This window comes from Embleya sp. NPDC050493 (genome assembly GCF_044458105.1).
Classification (GTDB): domain Bacteria; phylum Actinomycetota; class Actinomycetes; order Streptomycetales; family Streptomycetaceae; genus Embleya.
Genome location: NZ_JBITHP010000005.1, coordinates 52,669 through 72,207, shown reverse-complemented (window position 1 = coordinate 72,207; position 19,539 = coordinate 52,669). Strand labels below are relative to the sequence as shown.

At 70.7% G+C, this 19,539-nt stretch carries 12 protein-coding genes and 1 tRNA gene; 2 read left to right on the top strand and 11 right to left on the bottom strand.

The genetic code is table 11. The features are described 5' to 3' along the window. Window positions 1-314: 314 nt before the first annotated feature. From rho to ACIBM5_RS12405, 7 genes are all read right to left on the bottom strand, one after another. Entirely contained in the window at window positions 315-2,426 is a 2,112-nt protein-coding gene (gene rho / locus ACIBM5_RS12435) for a transcription termination factor Rho (RefSeq protein ID WP_396006825.1), read from the bottom strand. A 575-nt stretch (window positions 2,427-3,001) separates the two neighbouring features. Continuing rightward, window positions 3,002-3,916 (bottom strand): homoserine kinase, encoded by a 915-nt coding sequence (gene thrB, locus ACIBM5_RS12430; RefSeq protein WP_391581223.1) that lies wholly within the window; start codon window positions 3,914-3,916, stop codon window positions 3,002-3,004. 668 nt (window positions 3,917-4,584) lie between these two features. Next, window positions 4,585-5,667 carry a threonine synthase gene (gene thrC, locus ACIBM5_RS12425; RefSeq protein WP_391581222.1) on the bottom strand — a complete coding sequence of 361 codons (1,083 nt, stop codon included), beginning with the start codon at window positions 5,665-5,667 and terminating at the stop codon, window positions 4,585-4,587. 7 nt (window positions 5,668-5,674) lie between these two features. Then, window positions 5,675-6,964, bottom strand: a complete 1,290-nt coding sequence (locus ACIBM5_RS12420; protein ID WP_391581772.1) for a homoserine dehydrogenase — start codon at window positions 6,962-6,964, stop codon at window positions 5,675-5,677. A 489-nt stretch (window positions 6,965-7,453) separates the two neighbouring features. Beyond that, window positions 7,454-8,842 (bottom strand): diaminopimelate decarboxylase, encoded by a 1,389-nt coding sequence (lysA, locus tag ACIBM5_RS12415; protein WP_396006824.1) that lies wholly within the window; start codon window positions 8,840-8,842, stop codon window positions 7,454-7,456. Between the two features lie 238 nt (window positions 8,843-9,080). Beyond that, window positions 9,081-10,733: an arginine--tRNA ligase gene (argS, locus tag ACIBM5_RS12410; protein WP_396006822.1), complete on the bottom strand. Its 1,653-nt coding sequence runs from the start codon at window positions 10,731-10,733 to the stop codon at window positions 9,081-9,083. A 589-nt stretch (window positions 10,734-11,322) separates the two neighbouring features. Further along, complete coding sequence (locus tag ACIBM5_RS12405; RefSeq protein WP_396006821.1) at window positions 11,323-11,763, bottom strand: response regulator transcription factor; 441 nt, start codon at window positions 11,761-11,763, stop codon at window positions 11,323-11,325. A 131-nt stretch (window positions 11,764-11,894) separates the two neighbouring features. Here ACIBM5_RS12405 and ACIBM5_RS12400 point away from each other — a divergent pair. After that, a tRNA-Arg gene (locus ACIBM5_RS12400) sits at window positions 11,895-11,966 on the top strand. A 952-nt stretch (window positions 11,967-12,918) separates the two neighbouring features. Here the strand turns inward: ACIBM5_RS12400 and ACIBM5_RS12395 are convergent. The 3 genes from ACIBM5_RS12395 to ACIBM5_RS12385 all read right to left on the bottom strand — a co-directional run bounded on the left by ACIBM5_RS12395 (window position 12,919) and on the right by ACIBM5_RS12385 (window position 17,254). Then, window positions 12,919-14,598 carry an SWIM zinc finger domain-containing protein gene (locus ACIBM5_RS12395; protein WP_396006820.1) on the bottom strand — a complete coding sequence of 560 codons (1,680 nt, stop codon included), beginning with the start codon at window positions 14,596-14,598 and terminating at the stop codon, window positions 12,919-12,921. 58 nt (window positions 14,599-14,656) lie between these two features. After that, window positions 14,657-15,091 (bottom strand): MarR family winged helix-turn-helix transcriptional regulator, encoded by a 435-nt coding sequence (locus ACIBM5_RS12390; RefSeq protein ID WP_396006819.1) that lies wholly within the window; start codon window positions 15,089-15,091, stop codon window positions 14,657-14,659. 504 nt (window positions 15,092-15,595) lie between these two features. Next, the gene (locus ACIBM5_RS12385; RefSeq protein ID WP_396006818.1) at window positions 15,596-17,254 is read right to left on the bottom strand and encodes an amidohydrolase; all 1,659 of its coding nucleotides are present in this window, start codon (window positions 17,252-17,254) and stop codon (window positions 15,596-15,598) included. A 402-nt stretch (window positions 17,255-17,656) separates the two neighbouring features. On the opposite strand from ACIBM5_RS12385, the gene ACIBM5_RS12380 reads away from it, so the two are divergent. Then, window positions 17,657-18,703, top strand: a complete 1,047-nt coding sequence (locus tag ACIBM5_RS12380; protein WP_396006817.1) for a LacI family DNA-binding transcriptional regulator — start codon at window positions 17,657-17,659, stop codon at window positions 18,701-18,703. 300 nt (window positions 18,704-19,003) lie between these two features. Here ACIBM5_RS12380 and ACIBM5_RS12375 read toward each other — a convergent pair whose 3' ends face one another. Further along, the gene (locus ACIBM5_RS12375; RefSeq protein WP_396006816.1) at window positions 19,004-19,366 is read right to left on the bottom strand and encodes a Uma2 family endonuclease; all 363 of its coding nucleotides are present in this window, start codon (window positions 19,364-19,366) and stop codon (window positions 19,004-19,006) included. Window positions 19,367-19,539 lie beyond the last annotated feature (173 nt).

Sequence of the window (19,539 nt, the reverse complement as noted above, 5' to 3'; positions counted from 1 at the left end):
ACGTGAACCGGGGCCGACAGAGCAGTCTGCCAGGAGGGGGCGACCGGACCCAAATCAGGGTCTGTACCGCCCAACCACGACCGAGGTCGTGACATTCCCTCCCGGCCGACGCCGTGCCTTGTCGTTGCGTGTTGCGTCGTGTTCACGACCGACCCGAGGATCCGCTCCTCGGCATCGGCGTCGTCTTCCGGCCGTGCCGGTCCGGGGGCGACCCCCGGACCCCACGTCCGACCCCGACCAGTCGTTCGGCATCGGCGTCGTCTTCCGGCCGTGCCGGTCCGGGGGCGACCCCCGGACCCCACGCCCGACCCCGACTAGTCGTTCGGCATCGGCGTCGTCTTCTGGATCTGCATCAGGAACTCGCCGTTGCTCTTGGTCTTCTTCATCTTGTCCAGAAGCAGCTCGATGGCCTGCTGCTGGTCGAGTGCGTGCAGCACCCGCCGCAGCTTCCAGACGACCGCGAGTTCGTCCGAGGCCATCAGGATCTCTTCCTTGCGGGTGCTGGACGCGTCCACGTCCACCGCCGGGAAGATCCGCTTGTCGGCGAGCTTGCGGTCGAGCTTGAGCTCCATGTTGCCGGTGCCCTTGAACTCCTCGAAGATCACCTCGTCCATCCGCGAGCCGGTCTCGACGAGCGCGGTGGCGAGGATGGTCAGCGAGCCGCCGTTCTCGATGTTGCGCGCCGCGCCGAAGAACTTCTTCGGCGGGTACAGCGCGGTCGAGTCGACACCACCGGACAGGATGCGGCCGGAGGCGGGCGCCGCGAGGTTGTACGCGCGGCCCAGGCGGGTGATCGAGTCGAGCAGCACGACCACGTCGTGGCCCAGCTCGACCAGGCGCTTGGCGCGCTCGATGGCCAGCTCGGCGACGATCGTGTGGTCCTCGGCGGGCCGGTCGAAGGTCGAGGAGATGACCTCGCCCTTGACCGAGCGCTGCATGTCGGTGACCTCTTCGGGGCGCTCGTCCACGAGCACGACCATCAGGTGGCACTCGGGGTTGTTCACGGTGATCGCGTTGGCGATCGCCTGGAGCACCATCGTCTTGCCCGCCTTGGGCGGCGCGACGATCAGGCCACGCTGGCCCTTGCCGATCGGCGACACGAGGTCGATGATCCGCGTGGTCAGCGCGCTGGAGTCGGTCTCCAGGCGGAGCCGGTCCTGCGGGTACAGCGGAGTCAGCTTGTTGAAGTCGGAGCGCTGCCGCGCCTGTTCCGGCTCCATGCCGTTGACCGTGTCCAGGCGCACGAGCGCGTTGAACTTCTCCCGCCGCTCGCCGTCGCGCGGCTGACGCACCGCGCCGACGATGGCGTCGCCCTTGCGCAGGCCGTTCTTGCGGACCTGGGCGAGCGAGACGTACACGTCGTTGGAGCCGGGCAGGTAGCCCGAGGTCCGCACGAAGGCGTAGTTGTCGAGGATGTCCAGGATGCCCGCGACGGGGACCAGGACGTCGTCGTCGGCCAGCACGGGCTCGTTGGTCTCGAAGCCCTCGCGGCCACCGCGGCGACGGTTGCGGTCGCGGTAACGGCCACGGCGCCGACGGCCGCCACCCTCGAAGTCGTCGTCCGGACCCATCGGGTCGTTGTCCTGCTGCTGTTGTTGCTGCTGCTTGCCGCGCTCACCGCCGCGGTCGGCCCGCTCGGCGCGGTCGTTGCCGCGCTCGCCGCGGTCGCCGCGCTCGTTGTTGTTGCGGTCGCCGCGCTCGGCCCGCTCGCCGCGCTCCGGGCGCTCGGCGCGCTCGCCGCCGCGCTCGTTGTTGCGCTCGCCGCGGTCGCGCCGGTTCTGGCCGCGCTCGCGACGCTCGCGACGGCCTTCCCGCTCGCCGCCTTCGCGCTGCTCGCCCTGGTCGTCGCCGGTGCGCTCGGCGCGCTCGGCGCGCTCGCCACGACGGCGCGTCGGGGCCTCGACGGCCTCGGCCGCGGGCTCGCCCTGCTCACGCCGGGTGCGGCCGTTGGTGGGTGCCTCGGCAGCCGCCTGCTCCGGAATCTCGATCTGCTGTGCCTCGACCGCGACCCGCGTCCGGGCGGCCCGGCGGGCCCGGGTGGGCGCCTCCGCGACCGGCGCCTCGGCGGGCGCCTCCGCGGCGACCTCGGCGGGCGCCGCGCCGTTGTCCGCGGCGGCAGCGGCGGCCTTGGCCCTGGTCGCCCGGGCCGGCTTCGTGGCGGCGGCGGCAGCGGGAGCGGCGTCCGATCCACCCTGCTTTGCCTGGATGGCCTCGATCAGCTGGCTCTTGCGCATACGGCCGGTGCCGCTGATGCCCAGCCCGGTGGCGACCTGCTGCAGCTCCGCCAGCACCATGCCGTTGAGGCCGGTGCCCGTCGAGCGGCGGCGCCGCGTGGCGGGAGCGGGGGCGTCCGCGGTGGCAACCGCGTCACCCGAGGCGGACGCGGCCTGCGGCGTTGCGTCCATGAGTTCGGTGGTGTCGCTCACGAAGGGTCCTTCCCTGGAGCGGGCGTCGGCCTTGAGGGGGCTCGGCGACCGGTTGTGCTGTCCGTCCCGCTTCCAGTGCGGTCCGGTGCGGTGGTCCGCCGGATGGCGGGAATCGTCGAAAATGTGCCCAGTACTGCGAGGATCGGGCTCATGTATGCCTGTGGGGGCTCGTATTCCTGTAGGGGCTCGATTTCCTGTGAAGGAACAGCCCTCGGGTCCCCGGGATGAGCTCGACGCGGCGCGGTGGTTCCGCCGGTCTGTATCGGGGAGCCACGTTCGTCACGAAGGACAGGCAGGAGGGGAGACTCCCAAAGGATCGTGGCCACAGAGCACCGAACGCGCCCAACCCTATGCGGGCGGGGGATCTGGTGCGGTGATGACGCTAACACTACCGGACCCAAGAGACATTCCCCCACCCCATCGCTCCCCCGGCGCAGCCCTTTTTTTCCTGCGGTAGTGCAGTGGAGTGAACGGATCCACCACCGTCGCCGACCACTCGCCCGGCCGCACCGGGTCCACGGTCGGGCCGGCTCCCGCCTACCGGGCGTACTGCCAACGAACGGCGAGTACGCAGGTCACGCCAGTGGCATGACGCTTGCTCCGGCCCCGTCCACGTGCAATTGCCGAACCACCCAATCGGGCCCGGCGCTGCCGATCGCCTCGTCCACGCGGTCGTGCGTGACCAGGGCGAGCACGGTCGGCCCCGCGCCGGAGACGACCGCGGCCATCCCCTGTGCGCGCAGCTTGTCGATCAATTCGGCGCTCGCGGGCATCGCGGGCGCACGGTAGGTCTGGTGCAGCCGGTCCTCGGTCGCGGCGAACAGCAGGTCCGGACGCGAGGTCAGCGCGGTGACCAGCAGGCCGGCGCGCCCCGCGTTCGCCGAGGCGTCGCGGTGCGTCACCTTGGCCGGCAGCAGGCCGCGGGCGACCTCGGTGGACAGCGGAACGGAGGGTACGAACACGACGGGAGATATACCCCGGTCGGGGGTCGATCGCACCGCCCGAGGGCCGTCCTCGTCGGTCCAGGCGATCGTGAAGCCGCCGAGCAGACACGCGGCGACGTTGTCCGGGTGGCCTTCGAGCTCGGTCGCCAGGGCCAGGGTGGCGTCGTCGTCGAGACGGTCCGCGCCGCCTATCGTCAGCGCCCGGGCCGCGATCACGCCGGCACAGATGGCCGCGGCGGACGAGCCCAGTCCGCGCCCGTGCGGGATGCGATTGGCGCACACGACGTCCAGGCCGGGCGGTCGGCCGCCCATCGCCTCGAACGCGGCGTAGGCCGCGCGCACGACCAGGTGGTTCTCGTCCCGGGACAGGTCGTCGGCGCCCTCACCTGCGATGTCGATCGACAAGCCCTCGTCCGCGACCCGGACGGCGACGTCGTCGTACAGTCCGAGCGCGAGTCCGAACGCGTCGAACCCGGGACCCAGGTTGGCGCTCGTGGCCGGGATGCGAACCCGGACGGGGGCGGCACGGAATGCGGGGCCGGCCATACGCGTGGACACTCCTCCTCGTGGAGTTCCGGGCACCTTCACGGGACGGTCCGAACCGGTGGCGCGTTCGGGAAATCGCGGGTGCTGCGGAACGGCAGGAACAGACGCGAGACTCGGGCGGCATGTGCCGCGGAACGAGTGCAAGGTCGCGTCCGGTGATCAGCCTACCGAAGGTGCGTTCCCTCGCGGGACACCGTAACCACCGCGTCGTGGGATTGGTACCGGAAATGGGATCGAAAGGGGGCGGAAGCCGTTGTCGACGGGGATCGTCGGCCGCCCCGGTCGGTTCCGGGCGCTTTCCACCCCGGTTGCGGGGTCTGCTTTCCCGGGTCGGGTCTGCTTTGCCCGGGCGGGGTCACATTCCCTTCCCCGGCGGGATGTGGCTTTCCGGGGCGGGACGGCTCCCCTGGGGGCGACTTTCCCTGGTCGGGACGGCTTTCCCCGGCATAGGAAGCTTTCCCCCGATGGTGGCCGACATTCCGGAGCGGGCTCGGTTTTCCCGGCCGGAGTGGGCTTTTCCCGGCGGGGCCGGCCGGCTTGCGCCCCCGGTGCCGCGACGCGGCGTTTTTCCGGGTCGCGGCGCGGGTCGGCGGCGCGGGTCGCCCTCGGCGGGTGCCGGGAGCGGTGGTCCGAGCCGCCGACGCGTGTTGCGGGTGGTGTGCCGCGGGTCAGCCGAGGCCCAGCTGGGCGGCGGCGGCGGACGCGTCGATCGGGACGACGACCGGCTTGGGCGCGCCGGCCACCGCCCAGTCGGGGTCCTTGAGGCCGTTTCCGGTGACCGTGCAGACGATCCGCTGGCCGGGATCGACGCGACCCTGTTCGGCCGCCTGGAGCAATCCGGCCACACTCGCGGCGGACGCCGGCTCCACGAAGACGCCCTCCTGCGCGGCCAGCAGACGATACGCCGAGAGGATCTGACGGTCGGTCACCGATTCGATGTGACCCCCCGATTCGTCCCGTGCGGCGATCGCGAAGTCCCACGAGGCGGGGTTGCCGATCCGGATCGCGGTGGCGATCGTCTGCGGCGAGAGCACCGGCGCGCCGTTGACCAGCGGCGCCGAACCGGCCGCCTGATAGCCCCACATGCGCGGCCTGCGGCCGGCCAGGCCATCGGCGGCGTACTCGTTGTAGCCCTTCCAGTACGCGGTGATGTTGCCCGCGTTGCCCACCGGAAGCACGTGGATGTCGGGCGCGTCGCCGAGCATGTCGACGATCTCGAAGGCGGCGGTCTTCTGGCCCTCGATGCGGACCGGGTTGACCGAGTTCACCAGCGCGACCGGATACTTTTCGGCCAGATCGCGGGCGAGCGTGAGGCAGTCGTCGAAGTTGCCGTCGACCTGGAGGATGCGCGCGCCGTGCACGAGCGCCTGGCCCATCTTGCCCAGCGCGATCTTGCCCTGCGGGACCAGTACGGCGCAGACCATCCCGGCGCGCACCGCATATGCGGCGGCGGAGGCCGAGGTGTTGCCGGTGGATGCGCAGATGACCGCCTGCGCGCCCTCCTCCTTGGCCTTGGAGATCGCCATCGTCATGCCGCGGTCCTTGAAGGACCCGGTCGGATTGGCGCCCTCGACCTTGAGGTGAACCTCACATCCCGTGCGCTCGGAGAGCACCTGGGCGGGGACCAGCGGCGTACCACCCTCACGCAGGGTGACCACGGGTGTGTTCGCCGAGACCGGCAGACGGTCGCGGTATTCCTCGATGACCCCGCGCCACTGAGTGGTGCGGACGCCTTCCTTGAGCGCGCTCACGGTCCCTCTACTCCCCTTCGACCCGCATGATGCCGGCGATGTCACGGACGATGTCCATACCGCGCAGATCGGCGACGGTCGCCGCGAGGGCGGCGTCGGTGGCGGTATGGGTGACGATCACGAGTGTGGCATCCCCGTCCCGGCCCTGCTGACGGACCGTGTCGATGGACACGTCGTGCTGGGCGAACACCGCGGCCACCTGGGACAGCACGCCGGCCCGGTCGGCCACGTCCAGGCTGAGGTGGTAGCGGGTGCGGGCGATGCCCACCGGCTGCGGGGTCAGCTGGGCGTAGGCCGATTCACCGGGCCCGGTGGCGCCGGAGAGCTTGTTGCGGCAGACCGCGACCAGGTCGCCGAGCACCGCGCTCGCGGTCGGCGCGCCACCCGCTCCGGGGCCGTAGAACATCAGCTGCCCGGCCGCCTCGGACTCGACGAAGACCGCGTTGTACGCCTCGCGTACCGACGCCAGCGGGTGCGTACGCGGGATCATCGCCGGGTGCACGCGGGCACTGACGCTCTGCCCGTCGGCGCCGCGCTCGCAGATCGCCAGCAGCTTGACCACGCAGTCCATCGCCTTGGCACTGGCCACGTCGGCGGCGCTGACCTCGGTGATGCCCTCGCGGTACACGTCGGCGGCGGTCACCCGGGTGTGGAACGCCAGACCGGCCAGGATCGCGGCCTTGGCGGCGGCGTCGAAGCCCTCGATGTCGGCGGTGGGGTCGGCCTCGGCATAGCCCAGCGCGGTCGCCTCGTCGAGCGCCTCGGCAAAGCCGGCACCGGTCGAGTCCATCCGGTCCAGGATGAAGTTGGTGGTGCCGTTGACGATGCCCAGGACCCGCTCCACCTTGTCCCCGGCGAGCGACTCGCGCAGCGGACGCAGCAGCGGGATCGCGCCGGCGACGGCGGCCTCGTAGTAGAGGTCCACGCCGTGTTTCGCGGCGGCGGCATGCAGCGTGGAGCCGTCCTCGGCCAGCAGCGCCTTGTTGGCGGAGACCACCGAGGCGCCGTGCTCCATCGCGGACAACATCAGGCCGCGGGCGGGCTCGATGCCGCCGATCACCTCGATCACCACGTCGATGTCGTCGCGTTTGACCAGTTCCACCGCGTCGGTGGTGATCAGCGCGGGGTCGATGCCCGCGCGCTCGCGCCCGGCGCGGCGTACGGCCACTCCGGCGAGCTCGATCGGGGCCCCGATTCGGGCGGCGAGGTCGGTCGCGTGCGTCGTCATGATGCGGGCCACTTCGGAGCCGACCACACCACAACCGAGCAGCGCCACCTTCAGCGGCTGCGTACGCATCATCCGACCTCACTTCTCGAAGACAAAGGTTGTCCGAGTCTGCCGTCCGGGGGATTTCCGGAGACAGGCAGTGCCGACAAGTGTCGCTCGGATCATTGGCCGAACCGGGGCCGGTCCAGGATCCGAGACGACAATTCTTGCGGCCTCACATGCGGGCAACGGGATTTTCTCCCGAGCCCGGGGGCCGCCACGCGGCGACCCCCGATCGTTCCATTGTTCTTGTTTCGTTGTTCTCGTTTTCCTGCGGTCGTCCGGACCGTGCCGGCTGTGTCCGACCGGGGCCGGGTGTCCGGCGGGTGCCGGGTGGTGCCCCCGGCGGGTGCCGGGTGGTGCCCGGCCGGGGCCCGCGCATTGCATCCTGCCGCTGTCGGCGATCCGCTGCCGCGGGGTTTGCCCAGCCGGTCGGGTTTTGCCCGGCCGATCGGGTCTTGCTCGGCCGGCCTGGTCTTGCCCGGCCGGCCCGATCTTGCTCGGCCGATCAGGTTTTGCTCAGCCGATGTCGAGGCGGAGCAGGTCCTCTTCGGTTTCGCGCCGCACGATGACGCGTGCGGTGCCGTCGTGGACCGCGATCACCGGCGGGCGGGTCACGTGGTTGTAGTTGCTCGCCATCGAGCGGCAGTAGGCGCCGGTGGCGGGCACCGCGAGCAGGTCGCCGGGAGCCAGGTCGGCGGGCAGGTAGGCGTCCTTGACGATGATGTCGCCGGACTCGCAGTGCCGGCCCACCACCCGGGAGAGCATCGGCGCCGCGTCGCTCGCACGTGAGACGAGCGTCACGCTGTACTCGGCGTCGTAGAGCGAGGTGCGGATGTTGTCCGACATCCCGCCGTCGACGCTGACGTAGGTGCGCAGGCCCTCCAGCGGCTTGATCGTGCCCACCTCGTACAGCGTGAAGGTGCCCGGCCCGGCGATCGCGCGGCCGGGTTCGACCGACAGGCGGGGTGCGGCCAGGCCGGCGGCGGCGCATTCGCGGCGCACGATGTCCAGCAGCGAGGCGGCGATCACCGCGGGCGACTGCGGGTCGTCGGCGGAGGTGTAGGCGATGCCCAGACCGCCGCCGAGGTCGATCTCGGGCAGTTCGACGCCGTGCTCGTCGCGGACCGCGACCAGCAGGCCGACCACCCGGCGTGCGGCCACCTCGAAGCCCGCCGTGTCGAAGATCTGCGAGCCGATGTGCGAGTGCAGACCGATCAGTTCGAGCGATTCGAGCTTGCGGATCCGACGGACCGCCTCGGCCGCCTGGCCGTCGGCCAGCGAGAAGCCGAACTTCTGGTCCTCGTGCGCGGTGGCGATGAACTCGTGGGTGTGCGCTTCGACCCCGACGGTGATCCGGACCAGTACCTTCTGGGTGACGCCGCGCCGGTCGGCCAGGAAGGCGAGCCGGCTGATCTCCTCGAACGAGTCGACCACGATCCGGCCGACGCCGACCTCCAGCGCGCGCTCCAGTTCGGCGGCGGACTTGTTGTTGCCGTGGAAGGCGATCCGGGCCGGGTCCATGCCCGCGGACAGCGCGACCGCAAGCTCGCCGGCCGTACACACGTCCAGGTTCAGCCCCTCCTCGGCGATCCAGCGCACCAGCGCGCGGCACAGGAAGGCCTTGCCCGCGTAGAACACGTCGGCGCCCTCGAACGCCTCGCGCCAGGCACGGCAGCGGGCCCGGAAGTCCGCCTCGTCGAGGATGTAGGCGGGCGTGCCGAACTCGCGGGCGAGTTCGCGTACGTCCAGGCCGGCGATGGTGACCACACCGTCGGCGCCGCGCTCGGCGCCCGCGGGCCAGATCTTCGGGTCGAGCAGGGTCAGGTCCTCGGGCGCGATCGGCGGCGCGCCGTCGGGCAGGACGTCCGCGTGGCGGGGACCGGCGGGGTGGGCGGAGCGGCTCATGTCGTGGTGCTCCCCGTGGGGTGAGGGCGTCGGTGTGGGGTGGGTCGCGTGCGGGGTGGTGGACCGCTCGCGGGGGTGGGCGCCGGCGGGGTGGCGCCCGGTGGGTGGTCGGTGGCCGGGGGTTGTCGGCCGGGGGTTGTCGGCCGGCGTCCTGTGGCCTGTGGCCCGGTGGCCCGGAACGGCCGAAGGCCGGGCATGTGCCCGGCCTTCGGCCTGTCGCCTGCGTTGTGACGATCCGTCACATGCGCTCGGGGGCGGACACCCCGAGCAGGGCGAGGCCGTTGGCCACCACGGTTTTCGTGGCTTCGGCCAACCACATTCGGGCGTGCGTCAGGTCGGTGACCTCTTCCTCGCCCTTGGGCAGGATCTGACAGTGGTCGTAGAAGCGGTGGTACGTGCCGGCCAGCTGCTCCAGGTAACGCGCGACGTGGTGCGGCTCGCGCATCTCGCCGGCCTTGGCCACCACGCGCGGGAACTCGCCGAGCATGCCGAGCAGGTCGGACTCCCACTCGGTGGACAGCAGCTCGGGCTTGAACTCGCCCTTGACGATGCCGCGTTCGGCCGCCTTGCGCTCGACGGCGGACATCCGCGCATGCGCGTACTGAACGTAGAACACGGGGTTCTCGTTCTTGTGCGACGTGAGGATGTCGATGTCCAGCGTGATGGTGGAGTCGGTGGACGAGCGCGCCAGCGAGTACCGCGCGGCGTCGACGCCGATCCACTCGACGACGTCGTCGATGGTGATGATGTTGCCCGCGCGCTTGGACATCCGGACCTCTTCGCCGGCGCGCATCATCTTCACGAACTGGCCGACGATGATCTCGATGTTGCGCTCGGGGTCGTCGCCCGCACACGCCGCGATCGCCTTGAGCCGCCCGACGTAGCCGTGGTGGTCGGCGCCGAGCATGTAGACGGCGACCTCGTTGCCGCGGTCGCGCTTGTTCAGGTAGTACGCGGCGTCGGAGGCGAAATAGGTCTTCTCGCCGTCGGACTTGACCAGGACCCGGTCCTTGTCGTCCCCGTAGTCCGTGGTGCGCAGCCAGATCGCGCCGTTGTCGTCGTAGACGTGGCCCTGCTCGCGCAGCCGCTCGATCGCCTTCTCCACCGCGCCGGACTCGTGCAGCGTGGTCTCGGAGAACCACACGTCGAAGTGCGCGCCGAAGTTCTCCATCGAGCGCTGGATCTCGGCGACCATCAGCTTGAGCCCGGTGGCCCGGAAGACCTTCTCCTGCTCGGCCTCGGCCAGGCCGGACACGTCGGGGTGCTCGGCGACGATGTCGGCGGCGATGTCGTTGATGTACGCGCCGACGTAGCCGTCCTCGGGGACGGGCCGACCGTTGGCCGCCGCCATCAGCGACTTGCCGAACTTGTCGATCTGCACGCCGGCGTCGTTGATGTAGTACTCGGTGGTCACATCCGCACCGGACGCACGCAGGATCCGCCCGAGCGAGTCACCGACGGCGGCCCACCGCACGCCGCCGATGTGGATCGGCCCGGTCGGGTTCGCCGAGACGAACTCCAGGTTGATCTTCAGCCCGTCGAACGCGTTGTTGCTGCCGTACTCGGCGCCGGCCTCGACGATGGTGCGGGCCAACTCGCCCTGGGTGGCCGTGTCGAAGGTGATGTTCAGGAAGCCCGGACCGGCGATGTCGACCTTGGCCACGCCGGGCGCCTGCGCGATCCGCGCGGCCAGCAACTCGGCGATCTCCCGCGGCGGTCGCTTGGCCGGCTTCGCGAGCTGCAACGCGATGTTCGTCGCGTAGTCCCCGTGCTCGCGGTTCTTGGGTCGCTCCACCGTCGTGCTCTCGGGCACGGCAACGGCGAGCTCGCCCGCCTCGACGGCGGCACGAACCGCGGACAACACTGACTGCGAAAGCTCTGCGGGGGTCACGGGGACAAGCGTAGGCGACCCGCCGACCAACCCGCCCGGCGGGCGGGGTCGGTCATTCGAGTGACACTCCGGGGAGGAAGCGGGGGGAGTCGTGGGGGCGGGTCGGGCGGGGTCGGGCGGGGGCGGGGGCCGGGTGGGGTGGGCCGGGGGGCCGGGGCGGGGTGGCCGGGGGCCGGGGCGGGATGGCCGGGGGCCGGTACGAGACGGCCTGGGGTCCGGCGCGGGATCGGCTGAGGAGGCGGGTGCAGGGTCGGGCGGGGCCGGCGAGGTGGCCGCGGGCACGGGGACGGCCGGGAGTCCGGCAGGAGCTCGGCCGAGGGCGCGGGGTCGGCCGGGTGAGCGGGCGCGAGGTGGCCGGGCGCAAGGTTGCCGAGCGCGAGCGCGGGGTGGACCGGGGCTGCGGCGCGAGGTGGCCGCCGGCGTGGACCCGGAGTCGGCGGGGTCCGGCGCGAGGTCGGCCGCAAGTCCGCCAGGGGGTCAGCCGAGTGCGCGGCCACGGGGTGCGCTGCGAGGTCGGTCAAGAAATCGCCGCGGGGTCGGCCGAGGGACCGGCCGAGGCATCCCCCGCGGGAACGGCCGCGGGCTCGACCTAGGCGTCCGGCGCGGGATCGGTCGAGAGATCCGCCAGGGGATCGGCCGGCAACGGCCCCGGCGACAACGCCCGCACAAGCCGAATGAGCTGCTCGGGATGAAACGGCTTGGTCAGATACCCATCCACCCCGACCGCCCGCGCCCGAGAAAAATCCTCATCCTGCGCACAGGCACTGATCATCAATATCTTCAACCCACTGGTCCGCGGATCCGCCCGCAACCGCGCCGCGGTCCCGATCCCATCCAAATGCGGCATCACCACATCCAACGTGACCAGATCCGGCCGCACCTCGTGCACGAGCCGCAAACACTCCTCACCATCACACGCGGTACTCACCACGAACCCCTCCAGCCGCAGATTGACCGCGATCAGCTGCCGAATCACCTCGTCGTCATCCACGACAAGCACCCGCGCCGCCTCACCACCAATCCCGCCCACGCCAGTGAGGTTAGGCCCCCCACACCCACCCGCGGGCCCGATCCGCACATCTCACCCCCACCTCCCCCCACCCCAACCACCAACCCCTTCGCAACCCACTCCCCAGAGCTGGTAATGTTCACGTCACCCGAGCCCCTGTAGCTCAGGGGATAGAGCAACGGCCTCCGGAGCCGTGTGCGCAGGTTCGAATCCTGCCAGGGGCACACCGTTTGACCAGCAGATATGGCCCCTCACCAGGGGCCATCGCTGTTTGTAGGGTCTAGACCATGTGCGACCGTGAGTCGCGATATGCAGCCCTGTGACAGGTGCTGCGGCGTATACGCGGCGGGGATCTTGAAGCATCGCCGCAGGTCAACCCCAAAACGACGAAGGACCCCGGGAGACCCGGGGTCCACTCATGCTCCGTCGCTCAGGCGTCGTCGCGCAACATCGCCTCGATTTTGCGGTTGTTCAGCTCGTCCCGGCCATCGATGCACTTCGCGTACCGGCTGAGCAGGACTTCCACGCTGTTGCCCGCTCGCCGAGCCACCTCCGCCTCCATGCTGCTCGTCGGCTTCAGGGCGAGCGACAGCCGGTCATGTACTCGTACAGCCGGGGCAAGGCTCCGGACCCCGCCCCGGGCCTTCGGAGGGGTGGGCCTGACGGTCGGCTGCGGTGCATGGGTGGTTCCTTGGGGTTGGGGGTGGTTCCCTCCTCGGCCGGGTGCCAGAGGCGTACCAGACCCCTCGGTGGGTGGGGCGGCCACACCCCGACCGCCCCACCCACCGAGCGCCCCGGCTCGTGCAAGCACACCCGGCCGAGGAGGGAACCACCCCCAACCATCACTCGTGTGGCAAGAAGGTCGAGCCTGCGGCGTATTGGTGGCGTGGCCACACCAACACAACACCCGACATACCCCTGACCTGCGTAAATGCCATAGTCTCCAGGCGCCTCCGGAGCCGTGTGCGCAGGTTCGAATCCTGCCAGGGGCACACAGAGGTCAGGGTGTGCAAGTGTGACCTGACCAGCAGGAACGCGATGACGAAGCGTCCGCTCTCAGTCCTACTGGGGCCGGGCGCTTTTCGCTGTGTTGCGCTGTCCGCGCCCATCCTGTGCCCGGATCTCCACGGCGCGGATCCTCCGACATCCGATCAACCACTCGGTCGAGCGGCGGCTTCATATGAGGCCCCGGCGGGTGAGTTGGGTGGTCAGGTTTCGTTTGCGATGGTGTTCGGTGCGGAGTTTGGTGAAGTGCTCCTGCCACTCGGGCTCGTGGCCGGTGGCTCGGGACATTTCTCGGGCGCGGGCCAGGAGGTCGGCGGCGCGGGCATAGGCGTCGTTGCCCATGGTTTTGATGAGGGCTGCGGCTTCTCGGACGTAGATGGCCAGGGCCTCGGCGGGGCGGGTGGTTTGGCAGACTTCGGCGAGGCGCAGCCATTGGTCGCGGTTGGCGCCGAGGGTTTCGGCTGCCTTCCATGCCTGGTCGAAGTGCTCCTCGGCGAGCAGGACGTCGATCAGGACTCGGGCCGCCCAAGTGCCGGTGGGCGTTTCGCCGGCTGCCTCGCGCAGTAGTCGCAGGGTCTCCGCGCGGTAGTGGTCGAGTTCGCCGATCGCCCGGGCGGCTTCGAGGACTTGGTTGTGGAGCGCGACGCTCGGCTGGTGGCGGAATTGCTCCCAGCGGATCTTCAGGGTGTCCGCATGCCGGCCTGCGGCGCTGTAGCGCTGCGTCAGGTGGTCGGCGAGTCTGGATTCGTTCGGGTATTCGGCGAAGCCGCGTTCGGCCCAGGAGAGGGCTTCGTCCTTGCGGTCGGCGGCGGTGAGGACCTCGGCGATGCGGAGGTAGGCGTAGCCGTGGGTGAGGTTGTCCGCGAGGGCCTCAACCTGCGCGTCCGTGTCTTCTCGTACTTTGGCGAGGTCCTCACGGAGGTGCTGGATCAACCACCGGTGGTCGTCGCGGCCGGCGCGGTCTTCTTGTACGGCGCGCAGTCGGGCGGCGTAGTGCGTGATCCCGGTTTCTCCGAGCGGCTCTGTGTAGTCCCGGAGCGCCAGCTCCGGCCAATCGTGGTTCGCGAGTTGGAAGGCAAGGAGCCAGTCGGCGAGTTCGGCCGGGTCGGGCGGGGCGGCGGCGCACGCTTCGGCGTGCAGTTCCACCAGGACTTCGCCTTCGTCGGTGATGCCGCCGTCGGAGTCGTCGATCTCGCCGAGCGCTGAGCCGATCAGGGCCAGGGCGCGGCCGGAGAGATCCATGACGGCTGTGTGATGGCCGCCCTCGTGCAGCTCTCGCAGGGTCTCGGAAACGTCGGCGACCGCCTCGGCGTAGGCGTGGGCGCCGCGCCGGTCCAGGTAGCCGTAGGTGCGGAGCGCGCGGCCCAGGTGCTCGCGGATCGACGTGATGTCCGGGCCGGCGCCGCAGTCGGTGCGGGCCGCGCGCAGGGTGAGCCGTCGGCGCAGGTCGGGGTCGCTGCGGGCCGCCTCGTCGAGGAGGTCGACGAGTTCGTGGGGATCGAGCGAGGCCAGGTAGGCGCGGAGGTCGAACGCGGCGGTTTCGGCTGCCTCGACCGGGCGGGCCGTGGCGGAGCGCAGGAAGGCGAGGCCAACGGCGACACAGTGCTTGCAGAAGTAGCCCTGCTCGCCGTACGGGCAGTCGCAGTCGCCGGTGAGGCCGTCCGCTCCGTATTCGAGGACCACCGCGTAGGTGTCGTTTCCGTATACGACGGCGGTGACGTAGCCCGGCTCCTCCTCGGTGAGGTTCGCGACCGCGTCGAGATAACCCTCACCCCGGCCGTACGACTTGTTTCCGGCGGCGTCGAGGAGGTCCTGTTCGGTGAAAGGTGGGCGTACTGGCATGGCTTCCATCGAACCGTATGTTCTCGGGCCGCACGTCCGGAGGGCGGAAACGCCGTTCCCCTACTTGTTACTTCTCGGGAGTGCCGGAGAGGTGGCGAAGGGAGGTCAGGAGGCCTGCGTATTCCGGGACTTCGGCGAAGAAGGTTGCGTCGGCCGCCTCGACGTCGTGCATGGCTCGCCTGGCGAGTGTGGTGCCGGGTTCGGTGATGCGAAGGAGCTTGGCCCTGGTGTCGGTCGGGTCGGTCTCTCGGGTCAGGTAGCCCTTGGCTTCGAGGCGGCGCAGGACTTGGCTGACGGTTTTGACGTCCATGCCGGCGTGCGTGGCCAGGGCGAGTTGGTTGGGGTGGGCACCCTGGGTGTCGAGCCAGTGCAGGCTCGCCAGGAGTACGAATTGAGGGTGGGTCAGGTCGAGGGGGGTCAGCGTCGCGGCCATGACACGTTGCCAGCGCAGGGTGGTGTGCCAGAGCAGGAAGCCGGGGCTGTCTTCGGGGCTCAGAGGCATGGCGGGCGCCGCCTTCGACGTGCGGGGGAGGTGGAGAAGAGGCAGGGACGACGGGCGTGGCGACGAGAGGCCCGAGAGACCTGGCCAAGTTTCGCCCCGCGCAGATTATCTCCACGTGGATTGTCTCCACAAGGATCATGCCTTCATGGCTGTGGGGTGGGCATCCCCTCCTCCGCGGACGATGCCCACCCCACGCTTCGAAGAGCCCGCCGGACCGGACGGACCGGCCGAGCCAACCGCACCTGCCCGGCGGGCTCACAGGCCCTGCGGCGCGTACCCGGCCGGCCCCAGCTACGCCGGGCCTCGACACACCCCGCCCCGCGTACAGGCCCAGCCCCACCCACCCCCGGGCCTCAACACCCCGCGCCGCATAACCGGCCGGCCGCACCCATCCCGGCAGGCAGCCTCACACCGCGCCGCGCACCCGACCGCCGCCGCGCCTACCCGCAGCCCTCACAGCTCCGCCGTGCGCACCCGGACCGCCCCGCACCCACCCACCAGCCCTCACAGCCCCTGGGCCGCGTACACGGCCGTGCCCTCCACGTACGTCGCGAGCACTCCCGTCTCGCCGATCTCCGTCGCCGGGCCCGCGTACGGGTCGCGGTCGAGGACCACCACGTCGGCGAGCTTGCCGGGCTCGATGGTGCCCGTGTCGTGGTCGCGGTGGTTCACGTACGCCGTGCCCACCGTGTAGGCGGCCAGGGCCGCGGTGAGGTCGATGCGCTGTTCGGGGAGGAAGACGGTGTCGGACGGGTCCGCGAAGGACGGCAGTACGCGGTTGACCGCCGTGTGGATGCCCCACATCGGGTCCGGTGCGCTCACCGGCCAGTCGCTGCCCGCCGCCAGCGTGGCGCCGGAGCGGAGCAGGTCGCCGAACGGGTATTGCCACGCGGCGCGTTCGTCGCCCAGGAACGGGATGGTGAGTTCGTCCATCTGGGCCTCGTGGGCGGCCCACAGGGGTTGCAGGTTGGCGGTCACGCCCAGCGCGGCGAAGCGCGGTACGTCGTCGGGGTGGATCACCTGGAGATGCGCGATGTGGTGCCGGTGGTCGCCGTGGCCGTTGGTCGCGAGTGCCTGGGCGAAGCCGTTCAGCGCCTCGCGGGCGGCCCGGTCGCCGACCGCGTGCACGTGTACCTGGAAGCCGTGCGCGTCCAGCAGCGTGACGTGCTCGCGCAGCGCGATCGGGTCGACGAAGCTCAGGCCGCTGTTGCCGGTGTGGCAGCCGCAACCGTCGAAGTAGGGCTCGTTCAGGGCGGCGGTGAAGTTCTCCGCGACGCCGTCCTGCATGATCTTCACGCTGGTCGCCGCGAAGCGCCCGACCGACGAGGACGCCCGCAGGTCGAGCAGTCGTTCCAACTGCTCGGCGCCGTGGTCGCGTTCCCACCACAGCGCGCCGACGACCCGGGCGGTGAGCTGCCCCGAACGGGCCGCCGTGAGGTAGGACTCCAGCGGGTCCAGCCCCGGGTGGGCCGAGCCGACCATCGCGTCCTGCCAGGACGTCACACCGACCGAGTGCATGCGCGCCTGGCCCGCGAGCAGCGCACGCAGGGCGTCCGCCGCGTCCAGGCCCGGTACGAGGTCGCCGACCAGGGCGGTCGCGCCCTCGTGCAGGGTGCCCTGCGGGGTACCGTCGGCCTCGCGCTCGATCCGCCCGTCGGCCGGGTCCGGGGTGTCCCGGGTGACGCCGGCGAGTTCGAGGGCGCGCGTGTTGACCCACGCGCCGTGGCCGTCCGCGTTGATCAGGAACGCCGGGCGGTCCGGCACGATCGCGTCGAGTTGGTGCCGGCTCGGCGTACCACCCGCGAACGCCTCCATGCTCCAGCCGCCGCCGCTGATCCACGCCTCTTCGGACCGGTCGGCCGCGTACGTGCGGATCAGCGCGAACGTCGCCTCGGCGTCCCGCGCTTCGGAGAGGTCGCAGCGGATCAGCGTCATCCCCGCCAGGGCGGGATGGACGTGCGAGTCCTGGAAGCCGGGCACCAATGCCCGTCCGGCCAGGTCGATCACCTCGGTACGCGGGCCGATCAGGTCGCGTACGTCCGGGTCGTGCCCGACGACCACGATCCGCCCGTCCCGCACGGCAACCGCCGTGGCCCGGCGACGAGCGGCGTCGATCGTGTGGACCGGCCCACCTCGGAAAACGACATCGGCAGGGGTGGACATGAGACTCCTTGCGCAGACGACGGGAAGGGAAGCAACGGGCGAAGGCGGCGGATGGGGCTGCGAACGGGAAGCGGACGACCGGCGCCGAAGGCACCCGAAGGAAACCCAAGGCACCCGAAGGAAGCCCAAGGACGCCCAAGAACACCCAAGGAGCAAGGCACGCCCGAGGCCGCCCGAGGCCGCCCGCGAGCGCCCGCGAAACGCCCGCGGAAGCCCGCGGAAGCCGACGCGGAGGTAACGGGGGCACCGAGATGCCCGGGCTCCCCGCCCGCCGCCGAAGCTGTGTGGAGTATCGACGCGGGAACGTTCCCGCACAAGCACATGCGGGAACGGTTTTCCGAAGGTCACCGCTCCATGGACCGCGCGTGACTGGCAACTCGGCAGCCGGCAGCATGTGGTGACATGACCACCTCACCTCGCGACGGGGGCCGGCGTCCCGCCTCCGTGCCCCGGGTCCGACTCGTCGACGTGGCGCGCGAGGCGGGGCTGTCCAAGACCACCGTCTCGGCCGCCCTGAACGGCACCGGCCGGCTGTCCGACGCGGTCCGGCTGCACGCGCAGGAGACCGCGCGCCGACTCGGCTACCGGCCCAACGCGACCGCGCGACTGCTGCGGGCGGGGCACGCCCGGCTGATCGGCTACGCGGTACGCGAGTACGTGGACACGCCGTGGTCGTACATGGAATCGCCCTATTTCGCCCAGCTCACCAGCGCCACCGCGCAGGCCGCGCTCGCCCACGGATACGCGCTGGTCCTGCTGCCCACCCACTCGGCCAGGGACGAGTGGGCGGACCTGCCGCTGGACGCCGCCGTGGTGGCCGACCCGCTCGCGGACGACCCGTTGGTCGAGGACTTCCTGGCGGCCCGCATCCCGGTCGTCTCCGACCGGCGGCTGGAGGGCATGACCGGTGCGCACTGGGTGGACATCGACCACGTGGCCGCCGTGCGCGGCGCGCTCGATCATCTGGCCGCGGGCGGCGCACGGCGGATCGGCCTGGTGGCCGCGCACTCCACCTCGCTGTTCTACGAGGAAGCCCTGACGACGTATCACGCATGGTGTCTGGAACGGGGATTCGCTCCCCTCGTGGAACTGACCGCACGTCCCGGCAACCAGGTCACCCGCGCCGTGGTCGATCACATGCTGGCGCGACCCGATCGCCCGGACGCGCTCTTCGTGCTCACCGAGGTGAGCCCGCCGCTGATCCTGGATACCGTTCGTGCCCACGGCCTGAGCGTCCCGGAGGACCTGTTGATCGTGTGCGTCAGCGACGACCCGACCGCTGCCCAGACCGACCCGCCGATCACCACCCTGAGCCTGAACCCGACCGAAATCGCCTCCGTGGGAGTCGAGTTGCTGCTCAAAGCACTGGAATCCGGCGACCCCACACCCACCGGCCGCCTCGTACCGACCCACCTGGAGATCCGAGGCACCTCACGCCGAAACGGCTGACTCGACCCGACGCCCCGGGACCACGCGGAGCAACACCGACCGGCGGAGCAACACGTCCGGCGGAGCAACACCGACCGGGGGCGGCCCGACTCACCCCATCAGAGCCGCGAGATCGATGTCGATCGGGAAGGGCACCACAACCTGCAACCGGATCCGATGGATCCCCGTCGGGACATGGCTGCCGGTGGGGGGTTCGAGTTCGAAGACGTACACGACCGGCAGTTTCGCCTCCTCCTCGATCCGCCAGAAGTGCGGGATCCCCGCCTAGGCATAACGGGCGGGCTTGCGCTTGCCATCGCGTCACTCGGACCCCACCGAGACGACCTCGACGGCCGGGCGCACCTCGGACGCGTCGAACCAGGTCCGGCTGAAGTCGCTCGTGTCCGAATAGGCAACGACGTCGGGTTCGGGTCGCGTGAGGTCGTCGAGGCGGACGGCCATCTCCTCGTCGACGCCGATGTCGACCGGTGTCTGCGCGGCCGGTACCGATGTCAGGTTGCGCTTGACCCGGGAATGGAAGATCCGTTGCGGCCCCGTACTGAAGATCAGGGCCCCGTCGATGAGTTCCACATGACGCGGCGCCTCCGGCGGCAACCTGTCCATGTCGTCGGCGGTCCAACGGGTGCCGTTCGGCGGATACATCCAGGCGGGTAGTGCCGACATGCCTCCTCATCTCCTCGGCGCGTTCGGCCTGTTCGACCCGTTCCGTCGGCTCGGTCCGTTCAGCTGGTTCGACCCATGCAGTCGGCTCGGTCCGTTCGGCCGGTTCGATCCGTTCGGCCGGTTCGATCCGTTCAGCCGGTTCGGTCCGTTCCGCACGGTACCCGCGAGGCTTT